We start from the raw sequence: 14,295 nt of genomic DNA on the forward strand, positions 1-14,295 counted from the left end.
TGGTCACCGGAGGGATGCGTGATCGTGTTCAGGCGCTGGTCCGTGCAACGGCGGCTGACGCTGGCCGCCCTGCTGTGCGCGCTGGCGGGCTACGGCGCCATCGCGCTGCTCGTCACGCCGATCATGCACACGGTGGTGACCGCTTTCCTCACCGAGCAGGCCGCCGGCGCCGCGCGCCGCATCGCCTTCGTCGTCGAGCGCGACGCCCCCGCCCGCCTGCGGCCCGTGGCCGTCACCGAGGGCACCGACCTCATCCAGGTCGTCGACGAGAGGGGCCGGATCCGGCAGGCCAGCCCCCGCCTGCTGGGACAGCCGCCGCTCAGCACCGCCACCGCCACCGGCACCGACGCCCGCCTCACCACCACGTCCTGCACGAACCGGGTGCCGGCCGTCCACTGCCTGATCACCGTCGGCTTCCGGGCGAACGTCGGCGGCAGACCCTGGATGGTCTACGCCTACATGCCCGCGCCGCCCTGGTACATCACCCCCCTGTACCCGCCGGCGGCCACGCTGTGCGTGCTGCTGCTGGCCGGCGTCACGGCCTGCGTGGCCTGGCTGACCGCGCGCAAGGCGCTGACCCCGGTCTCGGCGATCAGGAACGAGCTGGCCGAGATCACCGCCACCGACCTCGGCCGCCGGGTGCCCAGGGGCCGACACCGGGACGAGCTCGACGAGCTGGCCCGTACCGTGAACGAGACCCTCGACCGGCTCGAACGCGCGGTGGAGCAGCAGCGCAGGTTCGCCTCCGACGCCTCCCACGACCTGCGCAGCCCCATCACGGCCATGCGTATGGAGGTCGAGGAGGCGATGCTCGCCCCCGAGGAGGCCGACTGGCGCGAGACCGGCCGGCGCATGATGGAGGGCCTCGACCGCCTCCAGAACATCGTCGCCGACCTGCTGACCCTGGCCAGACTGGAGGCCGGCGCGCCCGGCCGCCGCGAGCCGGTCGACCTGGCCAGGCTGGTGAGCGAAGAGCTGGGCCGCCGTACGGACGGCAAGCCGGTGGAGACCCGGCTGCGCACCGGCGTGGTCGTCGAGGGGGACGCGCTGCGCCTGTCCCGCCTGCTGGCGAACCTGCTCGACAACGCCGAGCGGCACGCGGATACCATGATCACTGTGACTGTGGGTGAACGGAAGGGACAGGCGGTGCTGGAGGTGCTCGACGACGGCGGCGGCATCGCCCCCGACGAGCGCGAGGCCGTGTTCCGGCGGTTCATCCGACTGGCCGACTCCCGCCGTCGCGACGCCGGCGGCACCGGGCTCGGCCTGCCCATCGCCCGCGAGATCGCCGAGGCCCACGCGGGGACGCTCACCATCGAGCCCTCCGAACGCGGTGCCCGGTTTGTCCTACAAATACCGTTGATCAGTAGTTAGAGTTACTCGCCGTGACACCCAGTTTCAGCCGATTAAGGCGCGAAGACCTCCTCAAGACGGCCTGCGAGGTGATCGCCGAGCAGGGGTTCGGCCACACCCGGACCCTCGACATCGCCCGGGCGGCGGGCGTCAGCCAGGCGTTGCTCTTCTACCACTTCGACACCAAGGACCGGCTGTTCGCGCAGGCGTTCGGCTATGCGGCCAGGCTGCACCTGGAGGCGCTGTCCGACATCGAGGAGTCCCCCGCCGGCCCGCTCGAACGGCTGCGCGCCCTGCTCAGGCGCTGCTCGCCGGCGATCCCCTCGGACGAGCGGCGGCTGTGGATCGACGCATGGGCCGAGGCGATGCGCAGCTCGGAACTGGAGGAGATCTCCCGCGGGATCGACGCGCGCAACCGCTCGCTGCTGCGGTCGATCATCGAGGACGGCGTGCGCTCGGGCGCGTTCTCCTGCGCCGATCCGGAGGAGGCGGTCTGGCGCGTCTTCGCGCTCATCGACGGCCTGGCGGTCCAGACGCACGTGCATCCCAGGGTGCTCTCGCGCCGCCGGGCCGCTGTCCTGCTGCGTACGGCGGTCGCCGGGGAACTGGGGCTGCCCGTCGAGAACCTGTGACCCGGGCCGCTCTTCCCCGTCTATTGGATGCTTCGTACAATTGATGGCGGGAGGAGAGGAGCACCCGCGATGACAAGCGCACCGAGCTCTGCCGCCGCCAGGGAGAACGACGAGTGGACCGCCGGCGCCTACGAAGCGGTCGTCGAACGCCTCTCGAAGGCGTCGGTCGACAAGCACTGGGAGCCCTACCGCGACATCCCGTGGGACGACCCGGAGTTCCTCGTGGACCAGGACGACCCGCGCTGGGAACTGCCCGAGACCGACAGGCTGGGCGGCCACCCCTGGTACCGCACCCGCTCTCCCGAGGTCCGCGCCAGGATCGGCCTGTGGCGGGTCGCCACCGCCATGAAGATCGGCCTGCAGTTCGAGAACCTGCTCAAACGCGGCCTGCTCAACTACGCCTACCGCCTGCCGAACGGCTCCCCCGAGTTTCGCTACGTCTACCACGAGACGATCGAAGAGGGACATCACGGGATGATGTTCCAGGAGTTCGTGAACCGCACGAAGCTCCCCATATGCGGCATGCCTCGGCCGCTGTCGCTGATCGCCCAGGCCGTGCCGTGGATCCCGCTGGTCTCCACCGAGCTGTTCTTCGTCTTCGTCCTGGGCGGCGAGGACCCGATCGACCACGTGCAGCGTAAGGTGCTCAAGGACGGCCAGGTCCACCATCCGCTGGAAGAGACGATCATGCGCATCCACATCGCGGAGGAGGCCAGGCACATCTCCTTCGCCCGCCACTACCTCCGCGACCGGGTGCCGCGCATGCCCCGTCACCGGCGCACGATGCTCAGCGTGATCTCGCCGGTCGTGCTCGGCGTGATGGCCCGGATCATGCTCGCGCCGCCCGGCTCGATGGTCCGGCACTTCCGCATCCCGCCCGGCGTCGTGGCCGGGATCCACCGTGCCGACCCGGCCGCCCGGCAGGAGGTCCGCGACTCGGTCGCCAGGACGCGCGAGCTGTGCGCCGAGATCGGGCTCGTCAACGTCGTCAGCAGGAAGGTGTGGCAGGCCATGGGGATCTGGGCGGAGCCGCGCCGGTGAAGGTCGCGCTGGTTACCGGGGGCGCCTCCGGGATCGGCCGCGCGGTGGCGCGGGAGCTGCGGCGCAGGGGCGTGGCGGTGGTGATCGCCGACGTCGACGACAAGGCCGGCGAGCGGGCCGCCGCCGACCTCGGCCTGGAGTTCGCCCGCCTCGACGTCACCGACGCCGAGGCCGTGACCGCGCTGGTGACGCGGGTGAGGGCCGAGCGCGGGCGGCTCGACTTCATGTTCAACAACGCCGGCATCGCGGTCGGCGGCGTCACCCGCGAGCTGACGCTCGACCACTGGAACCGGACGATCGACGTCAATCTGCGCGGCGTCGTGCACGGCGTGCGCGCCGCCTATCCGGTCATGGCGGACCAGGGGTTCGGGCACATCGTCAACACCGCCTCGCTGGCCGGGCTGGTGCCGGCGCCGCTGATGCTGCCGTACACGGCGAGCAAGCACGCCGTGGTCGGGCTCTCGCTGGCGCTGCGGGCCGAGGCGGCCGCGTACGGGGTGCGGGTGAACGTGGTGTGCCCGGGGTTCGTCGACACGCCGCTGCTCGACCACGCCAACCCGGGGCTGCCGCAGAACGAGGTGGCGGCCCACGCCCGGAGCGCGGCGGTGCGGGCGCAGGGGCGGCTCTATCCCGTGGACGCGCTGGCCGCCGACGTCCTGCGCGGGGTGGCCAGGAACAAGGCGCTGATCGTGGCGCCGGCCTCGGCGCGGGTCGCCTGGCGGGCGGCCCGGCTGTGGCCGTCGGCCGCCGTACGGGTGGCGGGCCTGGCGGTCGGACGCCTCACCAAGCAATGAGACGGACGAACCGCACCGGTCAGGCGGGGCGGCGGGGTCGAGCGGTTGGGTCGGGCGGTCAGGCGGGGCGGCGGGCGATGAGGACCTCGGTCGTCGTCGTCAGCTCCCAGCGGCCCGACGGCTCGGCGGCCAGCAGGGCGGCCCTGGCCGCCTCGACGAACGCGGGCAGGCGGTCGCCGAGCCTGGCCGGGGCCGTGTAGGAGTAGGACAGCTGCAGGCCGAGCAGAGCGTCGAGGTCGTAGGCGAGGCGGTGCTCGTACCGGTCGGACTCCAGGGCGGAGAAGGGCGAGCCGGCCAGCACGTCGTGGTGGTGCTCGCCGGTCTTCTGGAAGGAGCCGGCGGCCGTCCAGGTGTTCACGCCGAACCGCTCGCGCACCCGGCGCATGACCGGCTCCCACGGTTCCTCGACGGGGTCGCGGGTGGGGCCGACGAGCGCGACGACGCCGCCGGGCGGCAGCAGCTCGTCCAGGTCGGCCAGCACCGCGCGGCGGTCCATCCAGTGGAACGACCGGCCCATCACGACGTGACCGAACGGCGGCAGCTCCCGCAGCGTCGTCGAGTCGCCGCGCAGCCACCGGATGCCGGGCACGTCCGCCGACAGCCGCCGGCCCTCGGCCAGCATCTCCTCGTCGGGGTCCACGGCTAGCACCTCGCGTACCCGCCGGGCCAGCGGGATCGCGATCGTCCCAGGGCCGCAGCCGAGGTCGAGCACGACGCCGTCCGGGCCGAACGCGCGAGCCAGCCGATCGATGGCGGGATCGCCGTGGCCGGGCCGGTACTTGGCGTAGTAGGGCGCCGCGCCGCCGAAGAGGTCCGTCATGGGTGGGACCATATACGGGTTCGAGACTCGTTCGATGGAAGGTTTTGATCGGTGAGGCGGCTACTCACGGTCCTGTTGCTCGCGTGCGCCGCGGTCGGGTTCGCCCTGCCGGCGCAGGCGCACAACGTGCTGGTCAGCAGCGATCCCAAGGACGGCGCCACGCTGTCCGCCTCGCCCGCGCGGGTGACGCTGGTGTTCGACCAGGCGGTGCGCCAGGGCTACGCGCAGGTCGGCGTGACGGGGGCGGACGGCTCGTCGTGGGCCGACGGCGCGGCGGAGGTGTCGGCCGAACAGGTCTCCGTCAAGGTCAAACCGCTGCCCGCGGGCGGCTCGTACGTGGTGGGCTACCGGATCCTGTCCTCCGACGGGCATCCGGTGACCGGGAAGATCGGCTTCAGCGTGGCCGCGTCCGCCGCGGGCGCCCCCGCCGGGCAGCCTCAGCAGGGCGACGGCGCGACGGCTGCCGGGCAGGACCAGCGGGCCGACAGCGCGAAGGCGGCCGAGGCCGCGGCCAACGGCGGGGCCGGCATGGCGGTCGTGTGGATCGTGGCCGCGCTGCTGCTCCTGGCCGCCGGCACCGCCGTCGCCCTCCGCCGCGCCCCCGCCGCTTCCACCGCCGCCGCCTCCACCGCCGCCGCTTCCACCGCCGCCGCTTCCACCGCCGCCGCCTCCACCGCCGCCGCCTCCACGGCTGAAGCAGAGGCCGAGGCGCGGCCGTCGGAGGGGACCCGGGCGTGACCGCGACCCTCACGTCCCGTTCCGGGCAGCGCGTCGCGGGCGGGCGGCTCGTCGCCGGGGCGTTCGTCGTGTGCGGGATCGTCGCCGCGGTGGCGGCCTCCACGCTCACCGCGCAGGAGTCCGTGCCGGGCATCCCCATGCCCGGGCCGATCGTGGCCTACGGCCTGCCCGTCGTCCGGGTGCTGCTCGACCTGGCCGCGGTCGCCGTGGTCGGCCTGAGTCTCGTGCCCAAGCTGCTCGGCTTCGACGACCCCGACGCCACCGAGCCGGTCCTGCGCCGGGTGCGTCCGCTCGCCGTGCTGGCGGCCTGGACGTGGGCGATCTGCGCGCTGCTCACCATCGTGTTCCAGACGGCCGAGCTCAACCCGGGGCGGGTGCCCACGTTCGGCCTGATCGCCTCCTACGTCGAGGAGGTGGGCACCGGGCAGGGCCTGCTGTTCAGCGCGGCGTGCGCGCTGGCGGCGGCGGGCATCGGGCTGATGGCGGTGCGGTTCGGCGAGAAGGTGCCCGCGGAGCTGCGGATCATCGTGGCGCTGTTCGGGCTGCTGCCCATCCCGGTCACCGGGCACGCGGTCAACTCCGTCTGGCACGACCCCATCATGATCTCGATGGAGATCCACGTGACGGGCGCGGCGGCCTGGGCGGGCGGCCTGGCCGCCACGGCCGTGTTCGTCGCGCCCCACCGGGGTCTGCTGGCCGTGGCGCTGCCGAAGTTCTCCAGGATGGCCACCGTCTGCCTGCTCCTGGTCTCGCTGTCGGGGCTGGTCACCGGGCTCGGCACGATGGCGCTCACGCCCGGCGTCGAGCTGCCGGGCGCGATCGTGACCAGCCACTACGGCGTGCTCGTCGTGATCAAGACGGTGCTGGTGGCGCTGCTGGTGCCGCTGGCCGCCCACATCCGCTTCCGCCTGCTGCCGGTGATCCGCCGCGGCGGGGCCACCGCCCTGGTGAGCTGGACGGCGGCCGAGGTGGGCGTGATGGGGCTGGCCTACGGGGTGGCGGTCGCGATCACGCGGGCCTCGATCGGCTGAGGCCGCCGGTCGCGCCGCCCGGCCAGCCACTCGGCGGCCAGCCAGGCGACCAGCAGCCCGAGCCCGGCCCAGACGGCCGACGACGTGGCCAGGGGCGGGGCTCCGTACAGGCCGGTCTGGCCCTTGATCGCGCCGTAGACCGGGCCCATGACCGCGTTCTGCGCGGCCAGCGCGCCGTAGGCGCCGGCGGTCACCGCGGCCGCCCCCACGACGGCACGCACGGCCGGGACGCGCACCAGGAACGCCAGGTCCACCAGCAGCCCGGCCACCACGAGGAAGAACGGCAGCGCCGACGGCGGGAAGCCGCCGAAGGTGAGCAGCGGCCAGATCAGCGTGCGGAACCCGACGTACGCGCCGGCCACCAGCGTCGCCGCGCCGAACCTGCCGATCAGCAGCCTGGCCGCGACCAGCACCGACAGCCCTCCGACCACCGCGTAGACCGGGTAGAGGTAGTCGGGCACGGGCAGCGTGAACCCGCTCATCATGATCCGGTCGACCGGACGGCCCATCTGGTCGGCGGCGAAGCGCAGCAGGATCTGCTCGGCGTAGGTCGCGTGGTTGTCCCAGGCGCCGAGGGAGAGGATGCCGTACTCCTGGTGCTGCTCGGGGAAGTGCACGTTCTCCAGGAAGAACGCGAGGAAGGCGCCGAGCACGACGGTGCGCTCGCGTCCGGGGGGCGCGCCCATGAACCAACCCCTGATCACGCCCATGATCATGAAGAACGTTCCAACATAGAGCATGATGTGCGACGGGCTCCACGAGGTGATGTCGAGCCCGTTGACGCGGTGGTTGATCAGGTCGAGCGGCACCGCGACGAGGAAGATCCCGGTTCCCCACTGGATGAGCCGCAGCGCCGCCTTGTCCACGCCGTAGCCGGTGTAACCGTGGATGACGGTCAGGACGACGACGAGGGCGGTGCCGGCGGAGTTGAGCAGGTGGGGCGGGGCGAGGTCGTCGCGCAGCCACTTGAAGTGCCACGACACGTCCCAGGCCGAGCCGAGCAGCTTGAGCGTGAGCGCCACCAGCCATCCGAAGTAGAGCACCCGGAACAGGTCTTGCGGCGTCTCGCGCCCCGCCTGGCCTCTGGTCCAGTACGGCAAGGCCCACGCTGCGGCCTTCTTGAACGATGCTGGTGACTTCACGGCGCAAATCTTACGGTCATCCGGCGCGTCGGTCTCAGATGTCTCCTTTGTGTGACTATGGATGCCTTCGGGGTGGCTTCACGTCAGGCGGCGGGTCAGGCGTACCGGGAGGTGTTTGAGCCCGTTCTGGAAGTTGGAGGTGAGCCGCACCGGGGGGCCGGCGGGTTCGACGTCCCAGGCGAGCAGCTCGGCGAAGACCGCGCGGAGCTGGACGCGGGCGAGGTGGGCGCCGAGGCAGAAGTGCGGGCCGAACCCGAAGCTGACGTGGTCGTTGGGCGTACGGGCGACGTCGAAGCGGTCGGGGTCGACGAAGGCCGCCGGGTCGCGGTTGGCCGAGGCGTGGTAGACGACCACCTTCTCGCCCGCCTGGATGCGCCGGCCGCCGAGCGTGAGGTCGCGGGTGGCCGTACGGCGGAAGTCCATCACCGGGGGCCAGTGGCGCAGCATCTCCTCGACCGCCGGCTCCAGCAGCGACGGGTCGGCGCGCAGCCGGGCCAGCTCGGCGGGATGGCTCAGCAGGGTGAGCAGGCCGCCGGGGATGCCGTTGCGCAGGGTCTCGTTCCCGGCCACGGCGAACAGGAAGAACATGTTCTCGAACTCGGCCTCGGTCAGGCCACCCTTCCTCATGGCGGACATGACGGACTCGTGCGGGGTGTCGGCCAGCGCGTGGGCATACGCGAACATGTCGGCCAGCGCGGCCCTGGACCTGGGGTTCATGCCCGGCTTGAGCTCAGGACGGGCGGCGGCCGCCAGGCGGCCCACGGGGGTCAGGGACTCGACCTCGGCCGTGGACAGACCGGCGTAGTCGTCGTCCTGGTAGCCGATGACGCGGGAGGCCCAGTCGTACAGCAGCCGCCGGTCCTGCTCGGGGACGCCCATCACGTGGGCCAGCGTCCAGACCGGCAGGTCGGCGGCCACCTCGACGAAGTCGCACGCGCCCGGTGCGAGCAGCGCCGCCACCCGGTCCTTGATCGTGCGTTCCAGGGCGCGGACGGCGCGCGGCGTGAAGGCGGCCGCCACGATCCGGCGCAGCCTGGAGTGGTCCGGCGGGTCCATGTTGAGCATCATCGACCGGACGAACTCCAGGTCGGCCGGGGTGTCGGGGTCGCGGATCTGGGTGGCGCCGAGGTGGGAGGAGAAGTCGTCGGGGCTGCGCAGCACCCGCTTGACGTCGGCGTGCCGGAACACCCCCCAGTAGCCCGGCCCCTCGCGCCAGGGGCCCACGGCGGGCTCGGGGATCCAGCAGACGGGGCTCTCGCGGCGCAGCCGGGCGTACAGGTCATAGGGGACGCCCGCTGCATAGGTGGACGGCAAGAACACCTCAGCCAGGTCCCCCGCCGAAGGCGGCTCCTTGACCGGCTCACCCGCCGAAGGCGGCTCCTTGGGCTGCTCGGACGCCGAAGGCGGCTTCTTGGCCGGGGCGGGTGCCGGGGGCCCGGGCCGGGGGCTCGCCGGGTTATCCACAGGACGCTCGCTCCGCTCCTCCGCCATGCCCTACAGCGTGCATGATGAGCGCGTGACTCCAGAAGACGCAGAGGCGATTCTCCGGCAATACTTCGCTCCCTGGATCCAGGAGCTCGGGCTGCGGGTGGAGGAGGTGGGCGAGCGCCATGCCCTCGTCCGGCTCCCCTGGTCCGACTCGCTGGCCAGGGAGGGCGGCGGGCTGTGCGGCCAGGCGATGATGGCCGCCGCCGACACCGCCACCGTCATCGCGATCTCCTCCGCCAGGGGCGGGTTCGTGCCGATGACGACCGTGCAGCAGTCGACCACGTTCCAGCGGCCGGTGATCGGGCGCGACGTGCTGCTCGACGTACGCGTCACCAAGCTGGGGCGTTCGCTGGCCTTCTCGGAGGTCACGCTGACGCCCGACGGCGACGGCGACCCGGCCGCGCACGCCTCGACCGTCTACGCGATCCTCGGCTGACGGCGACTGGTCGACGACTGCTGGTCGACGGCTGCCGCCTTCCCCGGGCGACGGTCCGTCTCAGGGATCTCTCAGGTGCGGAAAGTAGGCTCACCGCCATGAAACGTGTGGCCGCGCTGGTCGCGGTGCTCGCCGTCCTCGGGGTGACGACGTGGCTGGTGTGGCCGTCCGCCGGAGAGGCGCGCGGTCGGGACCAGCGGATCACGGTCGTCGACGGGCCCGCCGACGACCAGCGGGTGGAGCTCGACACCACGTTCTTCCCGCCCGCCGGGGGTGGCAAGGCGCCCGCCGTGCTGGTCGCCCACGGGTTCGGCGGCAGCAAGCAGAGCGTCCGCCAGCAGGCGGCCCGCCTGGCCCAGGACGGCTACGCCGTACTGACCTGGTCGGCGCGCGGTTTCGGCCGCTCCACGGGCGAGATCGCGCTCAACTCCCCCGACTACGAGGTCAAAGACGTCAAGCAGCTCGTCGACTGGCTGGCCAAGCGGCCCGAGGTCCAGCTCGACGCCGCCGGCGACCCTCGCGTGGGCATCACGGGCGGCTCGTACGGCGGCGCCATCGCCCTGATGACCGCCGCCTTCGACCAGCGCATCGACGCCATCGTCCCGCAGATCACCTGGGCCGACCTGGCCGACGCCCTCTTCCCCGACGCGGCCGCCGGCGGGTCCGCCACGGGGTCGGGCGCCCAGGCCACCATCGGTCAGGGCGCGGCCGACGGCGTCTTCAAGCGCATGTGGGCGGGCATCTTCTTCGGCCAGGGCGTCTCCCTCGACACCTTCGCCGCCCAGTCCCGCCGCGAGGCCGCCGCCCCGCTGACCGTCGAGCAGGCCAGGTGCGGCCGCTTCCTGCCGGCGATCTGCGACGTCTACCAGCAGGTCGCCGAAGACGGCCGGGCGACGCCCGAGGCGGTCGCGCTGCTGCGCAGATCCAGCCCGGTCACCGTGGCCGGCCGGATCAAGGCGCCCACCCTGCTCCTCCAGGGCCAGCGCGACTCCCTGTTCCCGCTCTCCCACGCCGACGCCAACGCCAAGGCCATCGCCGCCGCCGGCACGCCGGTGAGCCTGGCCTGGTTCGACGGCGGGCACGACGGCGGCAACGGCGAGGCCGACTGGCTCTACGACCAGTCCTCGGCCTGGTTCGCCCGCCACCTCAAGGGCGAGGCCGGGCCCGCGGTCAGCGCGTTCACCGTCACCCGTGACGGGGGCCGCGACCCCGGCACCCGCCAGCGCATCAGGCTGCACCCCGAGGCCGGCTCCTACCCCGGCCTGGCCGGCACCGACACCACCACGGTGCAGCTCGCCGGCCCCGAGCAGAACGTCATCAACCCGCCCGGCGGCGCGCCCGCCTCGATCTCGACCGTCCCCGGCGTCGGGGGGCTGCTGAGCGGCCAGGGCGGCGCGGGCGTGTCCATCGACATGCCCGGCCAGAGCGCGGCGTTCGAGTCGGCGCCGCTGACGGCTCCGCTCCAGCTCACCGGCAGCCCCACGGTCAAGATCAAGGTGTCGGGCAAGGGCCGGGCCACGCTGTTCGCCAAGCTCTACGACGTCGCCGACGCCGCGCAGCCGCCCACGCTGCCGGCGGGGCTGGTGGCGCCCTTCCGGGTCACGATCCCCGAGGGGGCCGGCTCCGCCGAGGCCACGGTCACCCTGCCGGCCGTCGATCACCAGTTCGCCGTGGGCCACCGGCTGCGGCTGGTGGTGACCACGACGGACATGGGGTTCGCGACCCCGGCCGAGCCCGCCGCGTTCGGGGTCTCCCTGGCCTCGCCCGCGCTGGCCGTCCCCACGGTCCGCGCGCTGGCCGCGCCGCCGACCGGGGTGGCCTGGTGGGTGTGGGCGATGCCGCTGGCCGCCGTCCTCCTCGCCGCCCTCCTGCTGGCCACCGGCCGCACCTCGGGCCGCGGCGGCTCCTTGCGCCGCACCCCCGCACCCCCGGCTCCCCCGCACCCCGCAACGGAACCGCCCCGAACCCCCACCAAGGCACCGTCCCCGGCCGAGGCAGCGTCGGAACCGGGCGTCGACGGCGAGCGGGTGGCTGATGGGCGGGAGGTGCCGTTGGAGATCGTCGGGCTGACGAAGGCGTACCGCAACGGCGAGCGGGCCGTCGACGGCCTGTCGTTCCGGGTCGAGCAGGGCCAGGTCCTCGGCCTCCTCGGGCCCAACGGCGCCGGCAAGACCACCACCATGCGCATGATGATGGGCCTCATCCGCCCCGACGACGGCGAGATCCGGATCTTCGGCGACCCCGTCACCCCGGGCGCGCCCGTGTTGTCCAGGCTCGGCTCGTTCGTGGAGGGCCCCGGCTTCCTGCCGCACCTGTCCGGCCGCGACAACATCGAGCTCTACTGGGCCGCCACCGGCCGCCCGGCCGCCGACGCGCACTTCGAGGAGGCGCTGGAGATCGCGGGCCTGGGCAAGGCGCTCGAACGTGCCGTGCGCACCTACTCCCAGGGCATGCGCCAGCGCCTGGCCATCGCCCAGGCCATGCTCGGCCTGCCCGACCTGCTGGTGCTCGACGAGCCCACCAACGGCCTCGACCCACCCCAGATCAGGGAGATGCGCGAGGTGCTCAAGCGCTACGCGCGCGACGGCCGTACCGTGATCGTCTCCAGCCACATGCTGGCCGAGGTGGAGCAGACCTGCAGCCACGTGGTGGTCATGCACCGCGGGCGGCTGGTCTCCACCGGGCCGGTGTCGCGGCTGCTGAGCTCGGCGGCCGGCAACGGGCACGGCGGTCCGCGCCTGGAAGACGTGTTCCTCGACCTCATCGGAGACAGATCATGACCGCCGCGCCGGGCTACGCGCCGCGCCGCACGCTGCCGCTGCGCGTGGAGATCGTCAGGCAGTTCAAGCGGCGGCGGACGCTGGTCATGTTCGGGCTGCTGCTGGCGTTGCCGTGGGTGCTGGTGATCGCGTTCCAGTTCGGGCCGCAGTCCGGCAACCAGGGGCAGTCCTCGGTGCGGATCAGCGACCTGGCCACCGCCGGCGGCCTGAACTTCGCCGCGTTCGCCCTGTCGGTGTCGGCGAGCTTCCTTCTGGTGGTGGCGGTCGCGCTGTTCTGCGGCGACACGGTGGCCGCCGAGGCCAACTGGTCGTCGTTGCGTTACCTGCTGGCCGCGCCGGTCCCCCGCGACCGCCTGCTGCGGCAGAAGCTGATCGTGGCGCTCGGCTTCTCGGCGGCGGCGGTGATCTGCCTGCCGCTGATGGCGCTGCTGGCCGGCACGGTCGCGTTCGGCTGGAACGACATCCAGGTGCCCGGCACCGGCGAGACGATCCCGGCGCTCGACGTGCTGCCCCGGTTCGGCGTCGTGATCGGTTACGCCCTGGTCAGCCAGCTCGTCGTGGCCGCCCTGGCGTTCCTCGTCTCCACGGTGACCGACTCGCCGCTCGGCGCGGTGGGCGGGGCGGTGGGCCTGTGGATCGTGTGCACCATCATGCAGGCGGTCGAGGCGCTGGGGACGCTGCGCGAGTTCCTGCCGACGTTCTGGAACAACGCGTGGCTGGACGCCCTGGCCCCCGAGCTCGACTGGAGCGGGATGGCCAAGGGCGCCTCGGTGTCGATCACCTACGCCGCGATCCTGATCGCCGTCGCCTTCCGCAGGTTCCGGCGCAAGGACGTGGTCAGCTGACGCCCTTGGCGGCGTCCTCCAGGCCCTTGATGTCGATCTTCCGCATGCCCAGCATGGCCTGCACGACCCGCTGGGCGGCGGCCGGGTCCGGCACGCTCATCAGCTCCTGCATGGCCCTGGGGACGATCTGCCACGACAGGCCGTACCGGTCCTTCAGCCAGCCGCACTGCGACTCCTCGCCGCCGTCGGTGAGCTTGGCCCACAGCTCGTCGACCTCCTCCTGGGAGCCGCAGTCGACGTAGAGGGAGGTCGCCTCGTTGAAGGTGTACTGGGGGCCGCCGTTCAGGGCGTGGAAGCGCTGTCCGGCCAGCTCGAAGGTGACCAGCATGGCCTGCCCGGCGGACCCGCGGCCGCCCTCGGTGTAGCGCTGGACCTCCACGATGCGGGAGTCGGCGAAGAGCGAGGTGTAGAACTCGGCCGCCTCTTCGGCCTGGTTGTCGAACCACAGGTAGGTCGTGATCTTCTGCATGTCGCCGGTCGTCCTTCCGAGACGTGTCGCGGGGGGCGGGTCCGTGCCCGTCCCCTCTTTTCATCGACGCGTCGAACGGGATCGGGCCGGATCGACACACGTCCCGAGAAATTTTTCAGAAGGTCTGAGGCCGGCGGAGAAGCCCCGGCCATGCGCGGGGCGCACCGGAGCGGGTCAGGCTTCGGGCGGCCTGGTCAGCCCCGGTTCAGCCCCAGTGCGGAGGCTTGTTGTCGAGGTAGAAGGCGTCGGCGTCGGCTTCGCGCCAATCGCCCCAGCCGAGGTCGGTGTCGTCCGAAGTCTGCTCCGGGAGAAATTCGTCCACGGAAACATGCTACCGAGATGTACAAACCAACACCGGTCGTCTTCCCGGCTCCACGGACAGCCCTCGCGACCGGCGGTACGATGCCAGGGCAGGTGTCGCCGATCCCCCGTGAGGCTGCGCATGGCCACCCCTTCAGGCTGGCGGAGAGAAGGCAATCTACCGGCGGAGCTCACCAGCTTCGTGGGGCGGACCCGGTTACTCGCCAACCTCAAGCGGCATCTCGCCGAATCCCGGCTGGTGACCGTCACGGGCATCGGCGGTGTGGGCAAGTCGCGTACGGTGCTGCGGCTGGCGCACCAGGTCCGCACCCAGTACCCCGACGGCGTGTGGTTCGCCGACCTGGCCCGGTTGCAGGACGCGGGCATGGTCAGGCACACGATCGCCTCGGCGCTCGGCATCGCCGA

General features: G+C 72.5%; 13 protein-coding genes and 1 pseudogene. 10 read left to right on the top strand and 4 right to left on the bottom strand.

Annotated features, from left to right (window positions below; all coding sequences use genetic code 11):
* The first annotated feature begins 18 nt into the window (after positions 1–18).
* From AB0J97_RS19190 to AB0J97_RS19205, 4 genes are all read left to right on the top strand, one after another.
* Positions 19–1,374 (top strand): HAMP domain-containing sensor histidine kinase, encoded by a 1,356-nt coding sequence (locus tag AB0J97_RS19190; RefSeq protein ID WP_364090249.1) that lies wholly within the window; start codon positions 19–21, stop codon positions 1,372–1,374.
* A gap of 11 nt (positions 1,375–1,385) precedes the next feature.
* Positions 1,386–1,985: a TetR family transcriptional regulator C-terminal domain-containing protein gene (locus AB0J97_RS19195; RefSeq protein WP_364090252.1), complete on the top strand. Its 600-nt coding sequence runs from the start codon at positions 1,386–1,388 to the stop codon at positions 1,983–1,985.
* A gap of 69 nt (positions 1,986–2,054) precedes the next feature.
* Entirely contained in the window at positions 2,055–3,026 is a 972-nt protein-coding gene (locus tag AB0J97_RS19200; protein ID WP_364090255.1) for a diiron oxygenase, read from the top strand.
* A complete protein-coding gene (locus AB0J97_RS19205) occupies positions 3,023–3,820 on the top strand; it encodes an SDR family oxidoreductase (protein WP_364090258.1) in 798 nt (265 codons plus the stop codon). The genes AB0J97_RS19200 and AB0J97_RS19205 overlap by 4 nt, the downstream gene beginning before the upstream one ends.
* 58 nt (positions 3,821–3,878) lie before the next feature.
* On the opposite strand, the gene AB0J97_RS19210 is transcribed toward AB0J97_RS19205, so the two are convergent.
* Entirely contained in the window at positions 3,879–4,640 is a 762-nt protein-coding gene (locus AB0J97_RS19210; RefSeq protein ID WP_364090261.1) for a class I SAM-dependent methyltransferase, read from the bottom strand.
* A 51-nt stretch (positions 4,641–4,691) separates the two neighbouring features.
* Between AB0J97_RS19210 and AB0J97_RS19215 the strand changes: the two genes are divergently transcribed.
* Entirely contained in the window at positions 4,692–5,378 is a 687-nt protein-coding gene (locus AB0J97_RS19215) for a copper resistance CopC family protein (RefSeq protein WP_364090264.1), read from the top strand.
* A complete protein-coding gene (locus AB0J97_RS19220; RefSeq protein ID WP_364090267.1) occupies positions 5,375–6,409 on the top strand; it encodes a CopD family protein in 1,035 nt (344 codons plus the stop codon). Before AB0J97_RS19215 ends, AB0J97_RS19220 begins: the two co-directional genes overlap by 4 nt.
* Here AB0J97_RS19220 and AB0J97_RS19225 read toward each other — a convergent pair.
* Entirely contained in the window at positions 6,367–7,551 is a 1,185-nt protein-coding gene (locus AB0J97_RS19225) for a hypothetical protein (RefSeq protein ID WP_364090270.1), read from the bottom strand. The genes AB0J97_RS19220 and AB0J97_RS19225 overlap by 43 nt on opposite strands.
* Positions 7,552–7,629: 78 nt before the next feature.
* Positions 7,630–9,042, bottom strand: coding sequence for a cytochrome P450 (locus AB0J97_RS19230; RefSeq protein ID WP_364090273.1), 1,413 nt, complete (start codon positions 9,040–9,042; stop codon positions 7,630–7,632).
* 25 nt (positions 9,043–9,067) lie between these two features.
* Here AB0J97_RS19230 and AB0J97_RS19235 point away from each other — a divergent pair, with 25 nt between their 5' ends.
* The 3 genes from AB0J97_RS19235 (at position 9,068) to AB0J97_RS19245 (ending at position 13,100) form a co-directional block, all read left to right on the top strand.
* A complete protein-coding gene (locus AB0J97_RS19235) occupies positions 9,068–9,475 on the top strand; it encodes a PaaI family thioesterase (protein ID WP_357697849.1) in 408 nt (135 codons plus the stop codon).
* A 98-nt stretch (positions 9,476–9,573) separates the two neighbouring features.
* Complete coding sequence (locus AB0J97_RS19240; RefSeq protein ID WP_364090282.1) at positions 9,574–12,255, top strand: CocE/NonD family hydrolase; 2,682 nt, start codon at positions 9,574–9,576, stop codon at positions 12,253–12,255.
* On the top strand, positions 12,252–13,100 hold the full coding sequence (locus tag AB0J97_RS19245) for an ABC transporter permease subunit (RefSeq protein ID WP_364090285.1): 849 nt from the start codon (positions 12,252–12,254) through the stop codon (positions 13,098–13,100). The genes AB0J97_RS19240 and AB0J97_RS19245 overlap by 4 nt, the downstream gene beginning before the upstream one ends.
* Here the strand turns inward: AB0J97_RS19245 and AB0J97_RS19250 are convergent.
* Positions 13,093–13,569, bottom strand: a complete 477-nt coding sequence (locus AB0J97_RS19250) for a VOC family protein (RefSeq protein ID WP_364090288.1) — start codon at positions 13,567–13,569, stop codon at positions 13,093–13,095. The two genes, AB0J97_RS19245 and AB0J97_RS19250, sit on opposite strands and share 8 nt — an antisense overlap.
* 502 nt (positions 13,570–14,071) lie before the next feature.
* Here AB0J97_RS19250 and AB0J97_RS19255 point away from each other — a divergent pair.
* Positions 14,072–14,295, top strand: a pseudogene (locus tag AB0J97_RS19255) (ATPase); the annotation flags it as partial.

Origin of the sequence: Nonomuraea sp. NPDC049607 (assembly GCF_040675375.1) — a bacterium.
Taxonomy (GTDB): domain Bacteria; phylum Actinomycetota; class Actinomycetes; order Streptosporangiales; family Streptosporangiaceae; genus Nonomuraea.

What these genes read in the sequence shown, in the direction of transcription:
- AB0J97_RS19200 (WP_364090255.1), top strand. Translation starts at nt 2,055, where the DNA reads ATGACAAGCGCACCGAGCTCTGCCGCCGCCAGGGAGAACGACGAGTGG.
- AB0J97_RS19210 (WP_364090261.1), bottom strand. Translation starts at nt 4,640, where the DNA reads ATGACGGACCTCTTCGGCGGCGCGGCGCCCTACTACGCCAAGTACCGG.
- AB0J97_RS19230 (WP_364090273.1), bottom strand. Translation starts at nt 9,042, where the DNA reads ATGGCGGAGGAGCGGAGCGAGCGTCCTGTGGATAACCCGGCGAGCCCC.
- AB0J97_RS19240 (WP_364090282.1), top strand. Translation starts at nt 9,574, where the DNA reads ATGAAACGTGTGGCCGCGCTGGTCGCGGTGCTCGCCGTCCTCGGGGTG.
- AB0J97_RS19245 (WP_364090285.1), top strand. Translation starts at nt 12,252, where the DNA reads ATGACCGCCGCGCCGGGCTACGCGCCGCGCCGCACGCTGCCGCTGCGC.
- AB0J97_RS19250 (WP_364090288.1), bottom strand. Translation starts at nt 13,569, where the DNA reads ATGCAGAAGATCACGACCTACCTGTGGTTCGACAACCAGGCCGAAGAG.